This window comes from Pseudocolwellia sp. AS88 (assembly GCF_030551755.1).
Taxonomy (GTDB): domain Bacteria; phylum Pseudomonadota; class Gammaproteobacteria; order Enterobacterales; family Alteromonadaceae; genus Pseudocolwellia.
Map to the genome: position 1 here is coordinate 94,217 of NZ_JAUPEC010000002.1, position 19,459 is coordinate 113,675.

Here is a 19,459-nt window from a genome sequence, read left to right on the forward strand (position 1 = left end):
ATCTGATTATTAGATAATGCATACTGATATAAAAGGCTCGATTGTTTTAGGTAATCGAGCCTTTGTAGTTTTCCAGAGTTTTATTATTATAATTGTTAATTTTATAAGCCAAATAGTCGAATGATTGACCTTTCCTTCTGAATATACCTAGTGGCTTATTGAACAACTCAGCTATTATTTTTATAAGAATAACCCTTCATATAAGTATCTAATACTAATCACACTTTCTCCTAATCACTCATAAATAGTATATTATTTGAATAAATTGATAAATAATCCTCTTATTGAAGATAACGTTGAAGTTTACAGGGAATCGAATGGGGAAAACTAAAGTACTAATTGTTGAGGATGATGCCGAAATATCGCGTTTAACTGCTATGTATTTAGAGATAGAAGGCTTTGATACAAAAATTATTGATGATGGTTTGGCTGCATTATCAGCTATTAAAGACTATGAACCTGACTTAATTATATTAGATTTAATGTTACCTGGTTTTTCTGGTGTAGAAATTTGTAAAGAAGCTAGAATCTTTTATACGGGCCTCATCATAGTGTTAACGGCTTGTTCTGACGATGTTAGTGAGGTGAGTTTACTTAAGTTAGGTGCCGATGACTTCCTGACTAAACCATTAAAGCCACACGTACTTGTTGCTAGAATGGAAGCATTAATGCGTCGATTCAAGCCTGTAGAAACTTCTCTAGTGAAAAAGGTAAATAGCAGATTAACTATCGATACAACTAACCAAAGAGTTAAATTAGATGGAGAAGAGTTGGCCTTATCTAGCGCAGAATATGAGATGTTGGTAATTTTAGATAAAAATATTGGAGAGGCAGTTTCTAGAGAAGATTGCTGTAAAATATTGCGAGGAATTAATTACGACGTTAATAATCGATCTATTGATATGCGCATTAGTGGATTACGTAAGAAAATTCAAGATGATCAAGCACCTTATAAGATTATCACCACAGTAAGAAACAAAGGTTATATGTTACTCAATGATTAAACTACCATCACTTTCCCTTTTTACTCGTTTGTATTTAACAATTATTGTCGCGGTAGTGTTTAGCGGAACGATATCATTCATTCTATTAGAGAAATTGAAAATACAAACAGCGGTTGCTGATTATGTGTTTTTTACTGATCATATTTATCATAACTTACTAGAGCAAAAGAAAGTTGTACTTGATTCTGATTTGAAAGAATTGAATGAAGATGTTCACGATATAAAAGACATGATGATGAGTTGGCAAATAAAATTGAGCCCGCCTCCATATGGCGACTCTATACTTCTTGGAAGTGCTCGAGATGTAGAAGTTTATATGAATACAAGCGAGCAGTATCTTGCCATATATGAATTCCCCAAATTGGATGCCTGGTTGGTGATCAGTGAAAATAATTTATTTTCATTTGATGAAGATGAAGATTTTGAGCATAAAGAGCCACTAGAAGAAACCTTTTTCAGTCAGTACTCTTTCCATGATTATACCGAAGTTACCTTGTTACTTACTATTTTAGTTAGTGTTGTGGGGGGGATTTATTGGCCTATTAAAATCATTCAAAACCAAATAGAAAGTTTAATAGAAATACAGCAAGAGTTTGGTAAAGGTAATATGAGAGTGAGGGCTCATGATGATTTTTCTAAACCATTAAATGAATTAGCTGATAGCTTTAACTCAATGGCAAATTCTATAATGGATACAGTGAACGAAAATCAAATATTTGCTCAAGCAGTTCCACACGAAGTACGTACACCTTTAAGTAGAATTCAGCTAGCGGTTGGCCTATTAAGTCGAAATAATCATGATAAACAACAACTGGAATTACTTGGTAATATTGATACTTATATCGATGATATGAGTGAACTCATCAGGCAGGTTGTTGCTTTTTCTAAGTTGAATACAGTTAAAAATGATACTGAATTTTCCTTAGATACTTTAGTAGAGCTAACTCCATTTATTGAAGCAAGACTAAAACTTTTAAAATGTGAAGAGAAGCATGTTATTACACGTCATCTAGACCATACTTTAACCTTTAAAACTAACCCTGCCTATTTGAGGTTATTACTTGATAACCTATTTAAAAATGCCAGTATTCATGCCAAAAGTCATATTACTATTTCTTTAAGTAAGCAGGAAAGTCACATTGAATTAATTGTTGAAGATGATGGTGCTGGTATTCCAAGTGGGCATATAGATACTATATTTATACCTTTTGCTCGACTAGATCAGAGTCGTAACCGTAAAACAGGTGGTTTAGGTTTAGGTCTTTCTATAGCGAGTGCCGCTTGTAAGAGAATGAATAGCCAAATCACTGTTGAAAACCGTGCCGCTGGAGGAGCAAAATTCATTTGTCGTTTTAATATCGTTTAACCGCGTTTTAGAATGAATCTGTAAGATTATAAATAATGAATAAACAGAAAAAATAGCGCCTTCATACGAGGGCGTTTCTTAACAATATCACTTTGCTTACAAAGTGCTTACAATTCATATCTCATGCTTACATAGCCTTACTTTATCCGCATTATCATAATGTTATATAATTTTAAGGCTTGATCTGTCGCAAGTAATCATAAAAAAATTCAAATACATAACTAACAGATGATACTAAACCATCATTCAGATAAGGAAAATCTTATGTTTATCTCTCCTCAGAGGCAAATACATAGTCGTCTTAAATTAGTTAAATCAATAACAGCATTAGCGCTGATTGTTGGTATAACCAGTGGTTGTAATAGTGATAAGAATAAAGAAACCGTAGTTAACGATGCCAGTGTTGAATCACAAGTGCACTTTATGCTTGCTTCTGTAGATAACGGAACATGTTCTATTATTGCTAATGGCGAAACAATCGCGACTGCTGATACTGAAGTAGGAGTTGCTACATTTAAAGATATTCCAGTGGATACTGGCTTTGCACTTATCGAGTGTGAAGGGGGAGAATATTTAGATGAAGCAAGCGGTGAACTACTAACACCTGGTTTAACACGTGCATACTATAATGTAACGTCTCCAACTTTCACTACGAGTGTTACTCCTCTTACTGAGATAGCGACTCAAGTTGTTGAAGTATATGACCTTGATCCTATTACACAGTATGCCGATATTTTAACTAATGTAGGTGATGCATTTGGCATGAAAGGTTTTGATCTTTCAACCGCTATCCCAATGGACTTAAACATTGAAGAAGCTGATGGCTCTGCTGGTGGCCGTTACGGTGTTGTGCTCGCAGCATTATCTCAAATGCAACTAGATATTGAAGCTGAGAGTGCAGATGAAGTTATTGAAACTCTAGTTTATGGCTTAGCTAATAACGGCTTATTTACAAGTGATGAAATACGCGATTACTATTTTTATGCAATGGAGAATATGTTTGATAATCCACGTATAGATCCTAATTTAGGTTATGACATTGATCTTGATGCATACTTCCATGACGTTGTTTTAGCGCCTCTAGCTTCACAAGTTGAGTACGTTGATGCTGAACATCCAAATAGTACTAATTATGAAGCATTTTCTACTATCACAGCTAACGAAATGTCTACTTTTGATATTGTTGGTACACACTTATCCTTAAATTTAGATGTTACTTTAGGTGATGATAAATGTTCGCTATACGATTTACGCTCACTAAAAGCTACAAATAATGAATTTGAACATAACATTATGCACGCTGACTGTCCTGCACAAAATGAAGGTCAAGTTGACCTAGTTGTAATGGATCATGACCGTTTAGAAAGTACTACTACTATCACAGTTGAATCACCTATTGTTCAGCAAGCTAATAGCTCTAAAGGTGTTAGTCGTGTTTCCGCTGTGGCTTCTGGCTCTAGCTATTTATTTGGTACTATAACTGCTGAAGCGCCTGGCGTTGTATATGATGAAGGTGCAGCACATAAATATGATAGCGACAGTTTAGAAATATTCCCTATCGCTGGTGTACCTGTTGATATGATTGATGCAGACGGTGGAGTGATTGCAAGTACACTTTCAAATGATGATGGTTATTATCAATTTGATACTGCACCTGAATCAACAGCAGTGAAAGTTGTTGTTAAAGCACAACTTCAGAAAACTCGTTCTACACCGAATGTTGGACCTGAGTATAATTTTGCTATTCGAGACAATACAAGTGAAGGCAATGTTAAAAAATTATATGAACTGACTTCAAGTGCTATAACAATTAAAGATGAAGCAGGTAGTGATAATAAGTTAGATATTAAAGCTAAAATTGGATTTGATAGCAATGGTAATGTTATTGATGGAGTAGAACGTGAATCTGCACCATTTTCAATATTACGTATTGTGAAAAGTGCAGCTGATAAATTAGAAGCAATGAATCCTAATATTGAAATGCCAGCATTGAACCTTTACTGGTCTACTAAAAACGTAGCTACTTCAGGCGATATAGCCTTAGGTCAAATTGGTACTTCTTTTTATAGCGGCAATGGATTATGGCAAGGTGTATTTATTTTAGGTAAAGCTGATTCAGATACTGATGAATTTGATAAAGGCGTAATTGGTCACGAATTCGGACATTTCTTACAAGCACAATTATCATACTCAGATAGCCCAGGCGATAGCCATGGTTACAATGAATATAAAGATGCAAGTTTAGCTTATGGAGAAGGTTACGGCACTGCAGTTGGTGGTTTATTATCTGGTAGTCATTACTATTGTGATACCTCAGGCGAGCAACAACTTGATGGATCGTGTGATGATTTAACTGCGCCACTTGAGACTGATCGAGCTAATGGCTTTTATTCAGAAGAAACAGTTATTAAGTTGATGTATGGAATAGGTACACTTAACGGTAAAGGTTTTACCGAATTCTTTGATGCTGTATCTCAAATGAAAACAGGTATTCATTCAGCGACTATTTTTACATTTTTAGATCATTATTTAAAAAGTAACCCTGATGTTGAGACTGACGTTAAGTCATTAATGGCAACAGCTAATGTTAAAACAAGCGATCCTTTCGGTGTTTATCCAGCTAATACACCAGCTGATCCTGCAATCAATGCAGAAGCCAATAAAGGCTCATCTAGTGAAGGTGCAAACGATTTAGAGAAGTTATACCTTACGATTAATCTAAGTGCGGGAGAAGCTCCTACAGGCGACGGTGATCCTGTTGTACTTTCTAATAATTCTCCTGAATTTTGTTTGAATAATAACTTACCTGGAGCAAATCTCAGTAATGGTTTAGGGATGAGACGTCGTGTAGAATTTACAGCGAACTATACGGGAAATATGGTAATAAGTGCCTTTAATAAGTTAAATCACGTAATAAGTGATCAATCGGCTTATATTGAGGTTCGTGATGATACTGGAAGTGCTGTTAAAGTAGAGGGTTACCAAGATAATTATTTCGGTAAAATAAATGTAATATCTGGTAGAAGATATTCGTTTTCTTTAAATGTAACTAATCCTGAAATCATTTTAAAAGGAAGTCAGTGTGGTTATTATTTTGAATTAGCTCGTTCTGCTGATTCAGTTTAACCGAAGCTAACTTAATGATAAAAAATCAATTAATAAAAGTACGAAACAAAGCGAGAATATCTAGCTCGCCTTGTTTTGTCTTTTTTACCTCAATAGTGCTAAGTCTATTTTTTACTGGCTGTTCGCCAAGTGACAATAAGACTGATATTTTAGTTAATGAGGAAAGTAATAAAAGCTTAGATGTTACACCTCAATTAATTAAAAAAAACAGTGTTAATAAGTTACTTAATTATGCGCCAACAGTTAATGAACGTCGCCAAGGTTTTTGGTTGGGTGGAAGTCCTCCAATAAATAAACGAGCGTCAAGGATTGATACATATTATAAAATGGTGGCAAGTGATAAACCAAACCACTTATTGGTTAAATTACAATTTGAAGGCGTAAAGTTTGACGATGCTTATATTACTTTTAAAGCATTAGATGGCGCTGAAATAGTATCAACTCAGCAACTTAAATGGTTATTGAAAGGAGATGCAGTGTCAGAAGTTAGCTTTGAAGTTAAAATCCCTGAAAAGGTAAGTTATCTAACCCTTTATACTTCTCAAGAGGGGAAAGGGGCTTCTAGAGCTTTTATACTTCAAGAAACAAAACATAAATGAAAGTTTTTTAATAAATATGTTTTTAACTAAAAATTAAAGTCGGGCTGATGCCCGACTTTTTATTTATACCTAAACAGCTTGTGAGTCGGCTATAAAGCTAACTCTACGAGTGCTTCAATCAATGACTATGCTTAGTGGTCATGTTCTTCTTCTTCAGCGATACCTAACCAAACTGCGCCAGATGGTGCGAAATCTAAAGTTAAGATTTCTTCAACGTGTTCATCATCTAAATCAACACTTGTTACTTGTTGATCATTAATAATATAAATAACTTCGCCAGCTTTTGATGAAACAATTATTGGATCGGCATCAGTCGCTAGGTTTTCAATAACAAGAATTCGTTTCTCAAATGCCCAGTCATCTTCAGCGCTATATAGGTTTAAGTAACCCTCATTATCTAGAATTAACATATGCTCTTTATGGCCATCAAAGCTGTAAACAACAGAGGTTAAGTTGTCTTCTGTTTGCCAATCAAATGGAGTGATGTTAGATGATGTTAAGTCAACAAAATAAAAGTCTGAAGAAGCTGTACCAATCATGATGTTGCTTTCAGGGCTACCGTATAATGCACCAATACGTGAACCGGTTGCTAGCTCTGCAGGGTTGGCAATTTTTTGTGGAGTAAATACATTACCTTGTTGCTCTATTGATAAAACACCATCACTACAACCAAAAGCTATATGGGTTTCAGTTTGAAAGCTTCCATGTAAAGCAGGGCAACTAATGTCAAAAATTTCTTCTTGGTGGAAGTGATCATCATGTAACTCTAATAAAGCAACATATTCAGGCAATGTGCTATCAGAATCGCTGTCACGTAGTGTTGTTAACACATAATTATCACGGATTTCAGCGGTACCATGTATGTTAGTATCGAAATCGTGATCGGCAATAGTAGTTTCTTCAGCAATGCTTTCATCAGACAATATGCTTAATCTAGCATTGATACCTGAATCACCGTCGCCATCAAAAAATACAGCTGTTTGTTCACCGCGTTGTACATAGTGAGTAGGCTTACTATCATTTAAGGTGAAGTTTGTTAACACAGGAGCATCATCATGTTGATCGTAGTGATCATCATGTAATTCTTGCCAAAGACCACCATCAACAAACTCTACACTGTCTAATGTACGTTGAATTGAAACGGCATAACGGTTTTCAGGGCTCGCGTACAAGTATTCTGCTGGGTGTGTTAAATTTAATGAGTCGATTAAGTTGTTATCTTCTAAATCATAAACATATATAACGGCTTGGTCTGCTGCTGTAATTGCAAGGCGACCTTCACCAGCTTCTTCGTCATGGTCATGGTCGTCATCATCTTCAACAATAATCGTTGGCTCTAATTCCGTAATATTTGTTTCTGCATCTCCACAACCGGTTAATGCTGCGGCACAAACTAAAGCTAAGGTATTTAAACTAAATTTTTTCATGTTATTCCTTGGTAAATGGGTCTATATCCAGTGATAAAGTAAAAGTTAAAATGAGCCACGAATACCAATAGCAAATGAACGTCCTGCTAGTGGTGTTAAGTCTTTTAAGAATGATGTGTGTACTTGTGCGTAATCATCCGTTAAGTTTTTCCCTTTCAAGTAAATAGCTAAATCTTGCTGCTTTATACTGAAGTGATAGTTAACGTTGAAATCAACAAGTACGTATCCGTCTGTAGATGTTTCTAATTCTGCGATGTGATCTTGGTCAAAGTAATGATTAATAAATAAGTCAGCTGAAATGCTTTCACCTTGATATTTTAATTCTGTTGCGATTCTCGCTGGCGGTGTACGAGGTAAATCTCCTCCGGCATCTAAGCTTGCGCGAATAATATCTCCTTGCACCGTCCATGAAAATTCATCATTTACTTGCCAAACAGCTTGGGCTTCAAAGCCATATAAAGTCACATCTTGTGCAGTAAATGCATAGAGAGGTAATGTGGTTGTTTCCTCTTCTTCATGGTCTGAAAGTTCTTCTTCTCCATGATCATGTTCATGTTCGCTAACTGCCAATAAGCCGGTTGCTTGCTCATAGTAATAATCGTCAATTTGGTTATAAAAAGCATTTAGAATAAAACCAAAATCACCTTTAAATTTACGTAAACTTAAATCGATATTGTTGGCTGTTTCCATCTTAATTGGTTGATCGTTTAAACTGAAATATGCTTCTTCACCTGCACTTTCTTGTAAGGAGAATAGTGCGCCTACTTCATATGAACCAGTACCTATGTGTGGTCCAAAAGACAGAAGTTCAGATGCTGAAGGTGCTCTTTTAGAATGGGAAAGTGAAAGGCCAAGGTTATAGCTATCAGCAAAATCCCAAACAAGACCTGCAGAAAAACTAACAGGAGTAAAAACATGTTTAACGTCGAAATTACGGGTGATCTCTTCTGAGCCATGATCATGATCATCATGTGCGTCTACATCGCTAAGGCTTTCAAATAACTCAAGTTCAGGTAAGCGTACCGTTGAGGCTGTAATTTCTGTTCGCTCAATTCGAGCTCCAAGTTGAAGTAATACATCACCAAAATGACGTTCTTCCATTAACGCTAATGCAATTGAGTCAGTTTTAGACGGTGGAGTAAAAGCTTCTTCGCCAACGGCTGTGAAATCATTTTGTTTATAATGAAGACTTATTCCGCCACGCCAGTTTAGAAAGTCTTGATGTAAAACTTCTGTACGAGCTTCTAAAGTTTCATTTTCGAAAGTGGTGCCAACAACGCCCACCTCTAGTTCACTGTGCTCGTAGTCGGTGAAAGCAATTCTGGTATTTACTGCTTTAATGTATTTATTATTAAAGTCTAATTCACTTAATAGTTGCCAGCGTTCTTGCTCTAAATCAGCTAATACCGCGACTTCTTCATCACCATGACTATGGCCAGGAATTCCGTATTCTTGATCCAAGCTTTGATATGAAAGACCAACAAAACCATTACCAAGTAGGTAACTTGTTCCTAAAGTGAAACCACTTGATTCTGCAGCAGAGTTCTCTACTTTATCAACGCCATCTCTTTCAGGTATTTGGTAATTATTACTCTCACGATAAAAACCATCAGCATGCACAGCAATATTTCCAACGCCGCTATTAAATGAACCTGAAGCGAGTGTTTGATCGTTATTATTATTGTGCTCTACTAACCATTCACCTTTGGTGTCTGTACTACGTGGTACTCTTTCGTCAACAAGATTAACGACACCGCCAATTGCACCACTACCATAAAATAGTGTTGCAGGCCCACGTAAAACCTCAATTTGCTCTGTGGTTGATGTTTCTGTCGATACTGCGTGGTCAGGCCCAATGCGTGAAGCATCACCCGCATCTAAACCATTTTGAGTGACTAATACTCTAGGTCCGTCTAAACCACGAATAATAGGTGTACTTGCAACAGAACCATGGAAGTTACTATGTACGCCAACTTCTTTGCTTAAGCTATCACCTAAGGTGTTTTCTTGACGCATGCGCAATTTTTCACCGTGTAATACGGTAATAGGTAAAGCTGATTCTATGTTTGAACTGTGAAAAGGCGTGGCATGTACATCAATAATTTCGATAGCCGACTTATCAAGAAAAACACTTAATTCAGCATGCTTATCTTTATCAATGTTTACGTTAATATTTTTATGAACAAAGTTGTTTGCAACAACGTGGAGCTCGTATTTACCTGGCTCTACATCTAAGGTGAATACACCTTCTTCATTTGTGGTTGATGTGTTGTTGGTCCCCATTATTTTAACCATTGCGCCAGAAATAGCTTTACCTTGGTTATTTGTAATAGTCCCTTTAACTTGTTCAGCATTTATTTGAGCACTTGCTGTAACAGCAAGCAATACGCTCATTATTTTCGATAGCTTTCTCATGTTTCCCCTTGCGGAAGTGTTATAATATAACAGTCGTGTAAATGTTATGTTATAACATAACGCTTCGCAAGATGTTTCAGGATATATTTATTGATTACCATTCGTGAAAATGATTATTTAAATATTGAGTGTTGATGAAAATAATACTTTAAAATCAATGTTGTTAGTGATTTTTGGGTTTTATAATGAACAGACAAGGGAAACCGAACGCTTAATACTTTGGTTCTTTTTTTTGAGCTAAAGTTATCTGCGGTTTGCTTCTTTAAAAGCCATAAAGGCAGGAGGGATAGCTGCTAAAAATGTTAAAAAAAGTAATATGCTGACAGTTATCAATGTATTAACAGAAAGTATGTTTGCATTAACTGACAATCCATAATGAGTTAACAAGAATGACTTTGATGCAGTTAAACCTACCGTCAGTAATACAATTGCAATAAATGCGCTAACTAAAGTAATAAGTAGAGCTTCGAGTTCTATAAGCCAGTAGATGAAAAAGGGAGATGCTCCTATCATACGAAGTAGTTTTATTTCTTGCTGGCGTTCTCGGATAGATGCCAACAACATAGCACTTAACCCAAATAAGGTTGATATGATCACTAAGCTCGAAATTAAACGAAGCGTACTTTCTGCAACAGATAAGGTTTGCCATAACTCGGAGAGCGCAACACCGGGAAGTAAAGCCATTAAAGGTTCTTCGTTGTTTGTATTAATATTACGTTGAAGTTGAAAAGCACTGAGTCGAGATTTTAAACCTAGCATTACAGCAGTAACAGATTGCGGTTGTAATTCGACGAAGTTAGTTAAAGGCTGTTGCGCTTTGTTGAGTAATTCTTTGCGTTTAGACGCAGATAAATGAATAGCCTCTAAACCTTGTAAACTAATATGTAATGTTTGATCAACGGCTGTGCCTGTAGGTTTCAGTACGCCAACAATTTTGAAAGGTGTATCGGTATGATTAGTAAAGCTTGTACTACCTATGCCATGGGCTAGTGTTAATTGATCACCCAATTGATATTTTAATGATTTAGCAACTTCAGAGCCAATAACAACATCAAATAAGTGATTAAACTTATCACCGTTTGAAAACTCTAAAGCCTGTTTCTCGCCATAGCTAAAGTAATCAAAGTAGTTAGATGTGGTGCCTAACACTCGATAACCTCGATGAGAATCACCCAGAGAAATAGGTAAAGCCCACTTTACCTGCGGGTTGTTTTTTAGATTGGTATAAGATTGCCAACTCATATTATTTGTTGGTTTTCCCATTCTAAAAACAGAATACAGTAATAAATTCAATTCACCTGTTCGCGTACCAACAATAATATCTACACCAGAAACACTATTAGAAAAGCTGACTTTTGCTTGCTCTCTAATATGCTCTACACCAAACATAACCAACATACTTATACTTAAGGCAATTATGGTTAACATTACTGAGCCTTTACGGTAAATAATGCTCTTAGATGCGAGTCGGAAAAACATTAATTCTTAACCTTAAGATGATTAATACTGTTTAATGCAATGCTTGAATTAAAGTGGTTTTGTAAGCTCATATCGTGACTAACAAAAAGCAGAGTTGTGGCATTTTCTTCACAAAGGGAAGTAAGTAACGAAATAAAGCTATCTTTAGCAACTTGATCAAGTGATGAAGTGGGTTCGTCAGCAATAATTAATTTAGGTTGGTTTATTAAAGCTCTCGCTATTCCTACTCGTTGTTGTTGACCAATACTTAACTGATTAACAGGACGATGCCAATCTTTAGCATCAAGTTTAAGTGTTGTGAGTATGTTATCTATTTGTGCTGCAAGCGTTGATGGTTTGGTATTAGGAGAGAAATGTGTTGCTAGCTTAATGTTCTCAATAGCATTTAGGTAATCAATTAAATTAAACTGTTGAAAAATATAACCAATATGTGCAGCTCTGTATTTATCTCGCTGGCGCTTGCTCATATTATTTAACGCTTCGCCGAGTACTTTAATCTCACCAGATTGAGGAAGTTGTAAACCGCAAATAATATTAAGTAAAGTAGACTTACCACTACCCGAAGGACCATGAATGAACAGTTGCTCACCTTGTTTTACCGACCAATCGGCTATTTTTAAGATGTTCTGCTCAGATTTTATTGAGTAAGAAAACTCAAGATTGTTAATTTCAATGGCATTCAAAATAATACAGAGTTATAAAGTTACAGTTTGAAATGATATTGTTATATTATAACAATGTTGTTTTGCTGTAAAATAAGCAAATGTAACCAGCAATGTAAGCTCTTTGTAACTAACCTGAGCTCGGCTTAATATATTATTCTCTAACTAAAGAAAGAAAAACTATTAAGTTAGCGTATAAGTTAAATTTTATGAGTAATAATTTCAATGAATTAAAAACATCTTAAAGCGAGTTCAGATTAACTAATACCAAACGGATTAATTTATTACTCACTTAGCGAGAATTTAAAGGTTCAGAGGCACAGGTTCATAGTTCCAGACTGAACCTAAGCACCTACATCCATGTAGGCGAGGCATTGATTGAAGATAATGGTTATTCTCGGTAACTGCTCCTGCGTTACCCTAATGTCCTACATCCATGTAGGAACCTTGTCAAAATCAATAACGCGGCATATGAGCCTTTAAATTCTCGCCCTTCGGGAGCTCATTAGCAAACTGATAACATCACAAAATTGAAGAAATATAGAATAACTATGTTTAATCAATTTTGCTTGTTCTAAGCTTGCTAATGTAGCTCTAAGTTGCTCAATAAATTAATCCGTTTGGTATAAGAGCTAAGCAAACCTTACATAGCAAATGTGATTATTTTACAGGTATAAATCAAAGGTATTATTTATGAAGTTTTTTTTGATCTTATTTTTATTTTTGTTAGCTGCGTGTGAAAAACCTTCGCTAAAATCTGAATTAACAGTCTCACCTGAAAATCCAGATCCAATAAGTACAAAGCAAGATAGCACTCCAGCCCAAGTACAAAACCCAGCTGAAAAACAAACGTTTGATGAGATCTACTGGGAAGAGCTTATCCCGCAAGATGACTTAGACGCCATATTAAATCCACCCGATTACATCGCTCAAGTAGAAGATGGCTCAGCAGAAGATCAACTTGAAAACACTATCCAAAGTGCTATTAATCCTGATAAGTCTACAAATGAAGTTTATGAAAAAGCTTTAGTTTCTACTCGTATTATTGAAGCTATGGATGGCAGGAATATACGTATTCCAGGTTTTATTGTTCCTATAGAATTTATAGGAGAAAAGAAAGTCGCAAGTTTCTTTTTAGTCCCATATTTTGGGGCATGTCTTCACTTACCGCCACCTCCACCTAATCAAATTATTTATGTAGTATCGGAAGAAGGCATTACCCTTGAAAGCTTATACGAACCTGTGTGGATTTCAGGTAAATTATCAACCCAGCTTTTTGAAGACGAAACAGCAACCTCTGCCTATACTTTAACATTAGCAGAGATGAGTATTTACCAAGATGGTGATTCGAACTACGAATAAATTTGTATTGAATAGCTGAGCTTAAATATGGTTAAAAGCTTTGAGGTTTTGGATTCTAGATTGAATGGAAAATCTCTAGCAGCAGGCCACTTAGTTGCATTTAACAATGCCACAATATATCCGCCTTATTAAAGCTGTCATCTTTGGATAAATTTAACACTGTCAATGCACACTTATGCCACATAGGGGACATTATCATTTAAGCTGTAGTATTAATTTGGATTAGATTCTGTATCGATAACGCCTTTTCATGAATAATTATTTTTGTCGTAATTCTAACTAGAAACTAAGTGCATTGTTCGAGACTACACAAGCCCAATGCGCTTTTCAAACTCGGAAAGAAGCCATGTGTTTTTGAAATCATCAAAGACTCTCAATTGGTCTTTTACTTGTCCATGTGAGGATAAATATTCAGGGCAATTCAAAATACAAGCTCCTGAAGAAAGGTTAAGTAACTCATCTTTATTTTTAAGATAAGAAATGCCCAAATATGCGACATTTTTAACTTTTGTAGTATCTACAAAAGCCATAAGCTCTTCTTCAACAGATCGAGTTGTTTTATCTCGATTAAAGAACCAAGCACCAACATGCTCAGTCGCTTTATCATTCACTCTAAAAGTATCACTTGATTTTACATAATCTAAAACTAAACATTTCAAATTATGTTTTTTAGCTTTTAAAAAATTTGTTTTATTTGTCTTAAGAAATAAGTACTTTCCCGAAGCGATATCAAGCGAAACTCTATTAACTTGTGCTTGCTGTGTAATTGGATACATCCAGTTGCCTAAAAAACCAATGAACTCTGAATGCGTAAAACCCATGTCAATAAAAGCCCAATAACGGAGTAGCAAAACAATTTTATTGGTAACTGTGACTTCGTATGTAATATTCCCTTCATTTTGAATTTTAGGCTCATCTCCATGCGCTACAGTATTTCTAAGTTGCTTCAAGTGTCGAAAATCATCATCTTTGAACCCCAGCACTTCAATGATATTTGGGTTAGTTCTAGACACTTTCAGATCGAATTTTTCATTAAATGAGGGAATAGATGTGTTTTGAATATTCTGATTAACCTGAATGCACATGCTATCAATAACAGCATTGAATTTTTCCTTATCTTCATCGCCTAAACTGCATTCTGATTTCACTTTTTCCAATGAAGTTCGTGCAACTCGTCGGTATTTCTTAAACTGCCCAAGTGATAGAGACTTTTCTTCATTCTTGGCGAAGATACTTACGTATCGGTCGACCAAACTAACATATGCTAATATTCTATATTCCCAAAACCCTTCATATGAAAGCATACCAGAGATTCTAGCCCAAACATTTTTGTATTTTTCATTGTTACTACTGAAGTAACCTTGTAGTAATTCTTGCCACTTATTTTCTTTGAATAAAAATGATGAAGGAACAAAGCACTTTCTCGGCAAGATATCTTCGTTTGTATCTCTTGTAGCGTTTACAAAATATATTGACTGCTTAGTGTTTTTTGTAGTTGCATCCAGTACATACTCGACACCAATCGAATGACCAAGTAGTAATGTAAAGAATGTCCTTATATCGTTAATTATTGCCATCAATTCAGTAATAGACCAAGAGGAATTTTTAGATTCGATTCTTAGAAGTGAGTATTGGTTAAGTTGGTAATTATTATCTTTAACATGCTTAGTATCACACCAATGTTCATTACTTAAAGAAATCTTTTTACCGCCCAAGTTGACTTCAGCATCAAAAGTTCTAGAGTCTCTTTTTCTAATGATTTCACTATCAGTAAGCTCAAAACTTCCATTACTATCCATCCATTGTGATAGTCCTTGGAGAAGAAGGTAAACTTTCTTAAATTTAGCTCGCTTTTCCTTTCCCCTAATAAAGACACTTGGAAAAATGGCATTATCAAATACTTCACAATCTTGCAATTGGTACTGATACTTTTCAGACTTACAAATAAACACTTTTTGTTTTGCATATTTAGATATAGCTGTATTTAAATCAAAATTAACTTGAGGGGCTTGATTTTTTTTAACTGATAGCTTACCACTACCAACAGCAGTACCTGATGTAGTAAAAACTTCAATATTAACTGAAAACTCATCTAAAAAACCAACATATTGATCAAAAATCATAAATAATTTCTAACGCCTCAATGAGAATAAATAAAAAGAAAGTAGAGCAACATAACAGTTATTATGGAGGTTTTTCAGTAATAAGACACCTATAATTCATTAGAAAAAGTATCGAATCATTTAAAGTGAACACTTCCGCGATGCGCACAAAGTGATCATATTTATCAGTGGCAAACTCATGTTATTTAGTGGTCACGGTAAATGTGATTAGGTGACAGAGTTGAATGATAATGACTGGCGCTTATGATGCAATTGGGTGGCACAACTGATGTAATTGTCCAATTGAATTCTAAATCCAATTCTAGACCCAGTGCTAGGATAAAAGTTGGAGATGAACTTTGCTCTTCAATAAACGTAGTTTAGGTTTCATACATACTAGGCAAAGCTTAATCCCAAGCCTATTATTTCCACTTCAACCTATTATTGTTAGGGGTTAAGGTAACCGCTCCTTGACCTTTTTCACTGATCCATAACGTTCTGATTTTCTTTATTTCTTCAAACTGTTCAAATAAATTTATTGTTGCTGTATTCACTTCTGAAAGTTTTTCACACATTAATGTATAGCTAAAACTAAGCTCTGTATGTTCAACATGATCGTGGTGTTCATGTTTATGTTCATCTAGGGTTAAATGAGATTCTTTAGCTAATAATGTGTTTAAGTTATTTTCATTGTTACTGAGTTCGCATTCCATCTTAGAAAGGGTGAGTATAGTGTCTATTTGACTTAGTTTTACTCTAACATCTTCTATTTTTTTAATCTGATCAGCTGTTTCTGCTTTATGCTCAAATCCCAAAAGGCTATCAGCGGGAGTTAAGAAATTAATAAGTAATTTATTTGATTCTACTGCTAGTGTTAATTCTGCTTCACCATGAACATGGGCTGTATGCTCATTTGCCATCGATGAAACCTGAAGAGTTAATGATATAAAAAGAATAAATATCATGTTAAATAAATAACGCATAAGTTTTGGGCTCTTTAGTATGTTTTTATTTGTGTAGCTAAGTTTTTAAAGCAACTTTTAAGCAAGACGAGAATAAATAACCTCAGCTCGCTATTTGCACAAATATTAAGTTTGTATGAATATTACATAAATGCCGGTTTTCGAATTGGAATAATATGCTTCTTCCTGTTAGTGTTACAATATAACACTTTGTGACTGGTAAAATAAAAATGTTTTACTATAAAAAGATCTAAGGATAAAAAATTGGACAGAAGAAACTTTATTTATGGCGCTGGTTCTATTGCATTTGCAGGGCTTGCGGCAAGCGTGTTGGGTTGTTCACACAAAGTAGAACATATTACTAACAAATATGGTCCTCTATTGCCTGATTCTAATGGTTTACTTGATTTACCCGCTGGCTTTAATTATCAGGTTATTTCAAGCTTTGCAAAACCAATGAATGATGGTTTTCATGTGCCAGATCGTGCTGATGGCATGGGCTGTTTACCGTTAACAGAAAAGCGAGTGGTTTTAATAAGAAATCATGAATTGAGTTTAAAGCACTTACGTCGTCAGCCCGATAGTATTCAGTCTCATAAATCAGCACTTAGTTATGACTCTTTGAATAATGGTGTATCGTTACCGGGCGGCACTACAAACATTGTTTATAACTTAGAAACTCAACAAGTTGAGCAAGAGTTCATGTCGTTAACGGGAACCTTAAGAAATTGTTCTGGTGGCATAACTCCTTGGAATTCATGGCTAACGTGTGAAGAGTCTGTTGAAAAAGCTAATAACAAACATAAAAAAGATCATGGTTATATCTTTGAAATACCTGCTACAACAAAGGGGTTAATTGAACCTAAACCATTAAAAGCTATGGGTAGATTTAATCATGAAGCCGCTGCTGTTGATCCTCAAACTGGAACCGTATATTTAACCGAAGATAGAGGCGATAGTTTGTTTTATCGTTTTGTACCTAATGTTTATGGCGAACTTGATAAAGGAGGGCAGTTACAAGCTTTAGTATTTATTAAGCATCAACAGTTTGACACTCGAAACTGGTCAAATTCTTCAATGAAAAAAGGTACTTGGTATCAAACTAAATGGATAAATATTACTGATCCTGAAAGCCCAAATGATGACTTAAGAAAGCAAGGTTATGAATTAGGCGCTGCATTGTTTGCTCGTGGTGAAGGTGTTCATTGGGCAGATAAAGAATTGTATTTTTGTTGTACCAATGGTGGAGCTAAACAAATAGGACAAATAATGCGTTATCGTCCTACCCCAACAAGTGATATACCATTAAATGAAGTTGGTGATATTCAGTTGTTCTTGGAAAGTGAGAGTACAAACTTATATAACTTTGGTGATAATTTAACGGTTATGCCTCATGGCGATTTATTAGTTTGTGAAGACCAATACACAGATGTTGTAGACAATCATTTGCGTGGTGTTACACCGCAAGGTGAACTTTATAATTTTGCCAAACTCAATGCTCAAACAGAGTTAGCTGGCGCATGTTTTTCTCCAGACGGCAAAGTCTTATTTGTTAATGTGTATTCCCCTACAAAAACATTAGCGATAAGAGGTCCATGGTAATTTCTGTTATGTAAATAACTTCAGATTGGGTTAAATAATCTCTGCTTGGTTTAGAGCTTTTTAATTGATTAAAAGTTTTAAACTGAGCAGAGCTTAATTAAGTTAAATTTAGGTAAATATACTAGGGCCTGTTGATCTTTCAGGGTTAAATTTTATTCAATTTAAAACGGATTTAATCGCGATGTGAGCTTTGTCTAATAGTCATTCTATTATAAAAGCGAACAGCAATGAGTAAATTCGTTTTAAATGAACCCAAAGGGCAGCATATGTTTGAAATTCCTTACTTTGGATAGGGAGGGCGTTATCGTATGTTCGAGTAGCCAGCTACACGTCACATACTCTGCCTTGTCTAAATATCAAACATCTTGCTGTAAAAGTAATCTCGAAAGATCAACAGTCCCTAAGCCCCTAACCGCTTTTGTTACTCACTCTAAAAATATGTATTATATGTTCTTTGTCATTATAACTTTGCCAACCTGTAACTAATCAAACCTCAAAGGTGACTCTGTGTCGTTAAACTTGAATACATTTTTTCCATATCAATTCTCTGTTTTAGCTCAGCAAGTCACAGCATTTATTGCACAAATATATGAAGAATATGGGTTAACTAAGATGGAATGGCGTGTTATTGCTACTATCGGCTACCATGATGAGATATCGGCGCGTGATATATGTAGCTTTACTCATCTTGATAAAATGCAGGTCAGTCGAGCTATTAACCGCTTGATCAAAAGAGAGCTTTTACAGCAACAAACAAGCTCTGAAGATAGACGTAAAAACTTACTCAACCTTAGTGCTGAAGGTGAAAAACTTTATCAGGAAATTATTCCATTAGTGCAAGTTCAAGAAGAACGATTACTTGAAGGTTTAACAGCAGGAGAATGCGAACAGTTGAAAATGCTAACTCAAAAACTTAGCGCTAAACTTGAAAAAAATAGTTAACCTGAACTCGGTTTAAGATTTTTTTAATTGATTGAAATTATTACTCATAAAATTTAACTTATTCTCTAGCTTGATAGTTTTTCTTTCTTCAAGGCAGATTTCGCGTCAATAGCTAGTCTATTGCAAGTAAATTTAACGATGAAGCAAGTAAAAGTAGCTGTTAGAGAAGAATATATTAAGCCGAGTTCAGGTTAGTTATCTGGATTGCTTTAACTACCTAATTTCGCGTCTTAATTTAATAACTTAATTCCGTTATCTCATTTAACTTGATTAATCAAATCCCATAGTCATTCATCATAAAAACTAGAGTGTAAAACAAAAAAACTCTACAAGTATGCCTTGTAGAGCTCGCCAAGTTGGTTGGGCTGGGTAATTGTTTTAACAAGTTGTTGTATTAATTATCTCACTCAA

The 19,459-nt window shown here is 35.2% G+C and carries 13 protein-coding genes; 7 read left to right on the forward strand and 6 right to left on the reverse strand.

Going from position 1 to position 19,459, the window contains the following annotated elements; translation table 11 throughout:
• The first annotated feature begins 317 nt into the window (after window positions 1-317).
• The 4 genes from Q5N69_RS02005 (at window position 318) to Q5N69_RS02020 (ending at window position 6,095) form a co-directional block, all read left to right on the forward strand.
• Window positions 318-1,004 carry a response regulator transcription factor gene (locus tag Q5N69_RS02005; protein ID WP_304367143.1) on the forward strand — a complete coding sequence of 229 codons (687 nt, stop codon included), beginning with the start codon at window positions 318-320 and terminating at the stop codon, window positions 1,002-1,004.
• Window positions 997-2,370 carry a HAMP domain-containing sensor histidine kinase gene (locus Q5N69_RS02010; RefSeq protein ID WP_304367145.1) on the forward strand — a complete coding sequence of 458 codons (1,374 nt, stop codon included), beginning with the start codon at window positions 997-999 and terminating at the stop codon, window positions 2,368-2,370. Before Q5N69_RS02005 ends, Q5N69_RS02010 begins: the two co-directional genes overlap by 8 nt.
• 264 nt (window positions 2,371-2,634) lie before the next feature.
• A complete protein-coding gene (locus tag Q5N69_RS02015; RefSeq protein ID WP_304367146.1) occupies window positions 2,635-5,496 on the forward strand; it encodes a hypothetical protein in 2,862 nt (953 codons plus the stop codon).
• A 14-nt stretch (window positions 5,497-5,510) separates the two neighbouring features.
• Entirely contained in the window at window positions 5,511-6,095 is a 585-nt protein-coding gene (locus tag Q5N69_RS02020; protein ID WP_304367148.1) for a hypothetical protein, read from the forward strand.
• A 131-nt stretch (window positions 6,096-6,226) separates the two neighbouring features.
• Here the strand turns inward: Q5N69_RS02020 and Q5N69_RS02025 are convergent, their stop codons facing one another.
• The 4 genes from Q5N69_RS02025 to Q5N69_RS02040 all read right to left on the reverse strand — a co-directional run bounded on the left by Q5N69_RS02025 (window position 6,227) and on the right by Q5N69_RS02040 (window position 12,099).
• On the reverse strand, window positions 6,227-7,522 hold the full coding sequence (locus Q5N69_RS02025) for a hypothetical protein (protein ID WP_304367149.1): 1,296 nt from the start codon (window positions 7,520-7,522) through the stop codon (window positions 6,227-6,229).
• 45 nt (window positions 7,523-7,567) lie between these two features.
• Window positions 7,568-9,937 (reverse strand): TonB-dependent receptor, encoded by a 2,370-nt coding sequence (locus Q5N69_RS02030; RefSeq protein ID WP_304367150.1) that lies wholly within the window; start codon window positions 9,935-9,937, stop codon window positions 7,568-7,570.
• Window positions 9,938-10,180: 243 nt separating this feature from the next.
• A complete protein-coding gene (locus Q5N69_RS02035) occupies window positions 10,181-11,416 on the reverse strand; it encodes an ABC transporter permease (protein ID WP_304367151.1) in 1,236 nt (411 codons plus the stop codon).
• On the reverse strand, window positions 11,416-12,099 hold the full coding sequence (locus tag Q5N69_RS02040; protein ID WP_304367152.1) for an ABC transporter ATP-binding protein: 684 nt from the start codon (window positions 12,097-12,099) through the stop codon (window positions 11,416-11,418). The genes Q5N69_RS02035 and Q5N69_RS02040 overlap by 1 nt, the downstream gene beginning before the upstream one ends.
• Before the next feature lie 672 nt (window positions 12,100-12,771).
• Between Q5N69_RS02040 and Q5N69_RS02045 the strand changes: the two genes are divergently transcribed.
• The gene (locus Q5N69_RS02045; protein WP_304367154.1) at window positions 12,772-13,440 is read left to right on the forward strand and encodes a DUF3299 domain-containing protein; all 669 of its coding nucleotides are present in this window, start codon (window positions 12,772-12,774) and stop codon (window positions 13,438-13,440) included.
• 305 nt (window positions 13,441-13,745) lie between these two features.
• On the opposite strand, the gene Q5N69_RS02050 is transcribed toward Q5N69_RS02045, so the two are convergent.
• Window positions 13,746-15,563, reverse strand: coding sequence for a HEPN domain-containing protein (locus Q5N69_RS02050; protein WP_304367156.1), 1,818 nt, complete (start codon window positions 15,561-15,563; stop codon window positions 13,746-13,748).
• Window positions 15,564-15,964: 401 nt separating this feature from the next.
• On the reverse strand, window positions 15,965-16,462 hold the full coding sequence (locus tag Q5N69_RS02055; RefSeq protein ID WP_304367158.1) for a DUF2796 domain-containing protein: 498 nt from the start codon (window positions 16,460-16,462) through the stop codon (window positions 15,965-15,967).
• 306 nt (window positions 16,463-16,768) lie between these two features.
• Between Q5N69_RS02055 and Q5N69_RS02060 the strand changes: the two genes are divergently transcribed.
• Window positions 16,769-18,106 (forward strand): alkaline phosphatase PhoX, encoded by a 1,338-nt coding sequence (locus Q5N69_RS02060; RefSeq protein WP_304367159.1) that lies wholly within the window; start codon window positions 16,769-16,771, stop codon window positions 18,104-18,106.
• Window positions 18,107-18,613: 507 nt separating this feature from the next.
• Window positions 18,614-19,048 (forward strand): MarR family winged helix-turn-helix transcriptional regulator, encoded by a 435-nt coding sequence (locus tag Q5N69_RS02065; RefSeq protein WP_304367161.1) that lies wholly within the window; start codon window positions 18,614-18,616, stop codon window positions 19,046-19,048.
• Window positions 19,049-19,459 lie beyond the last annotated feature (411 nt).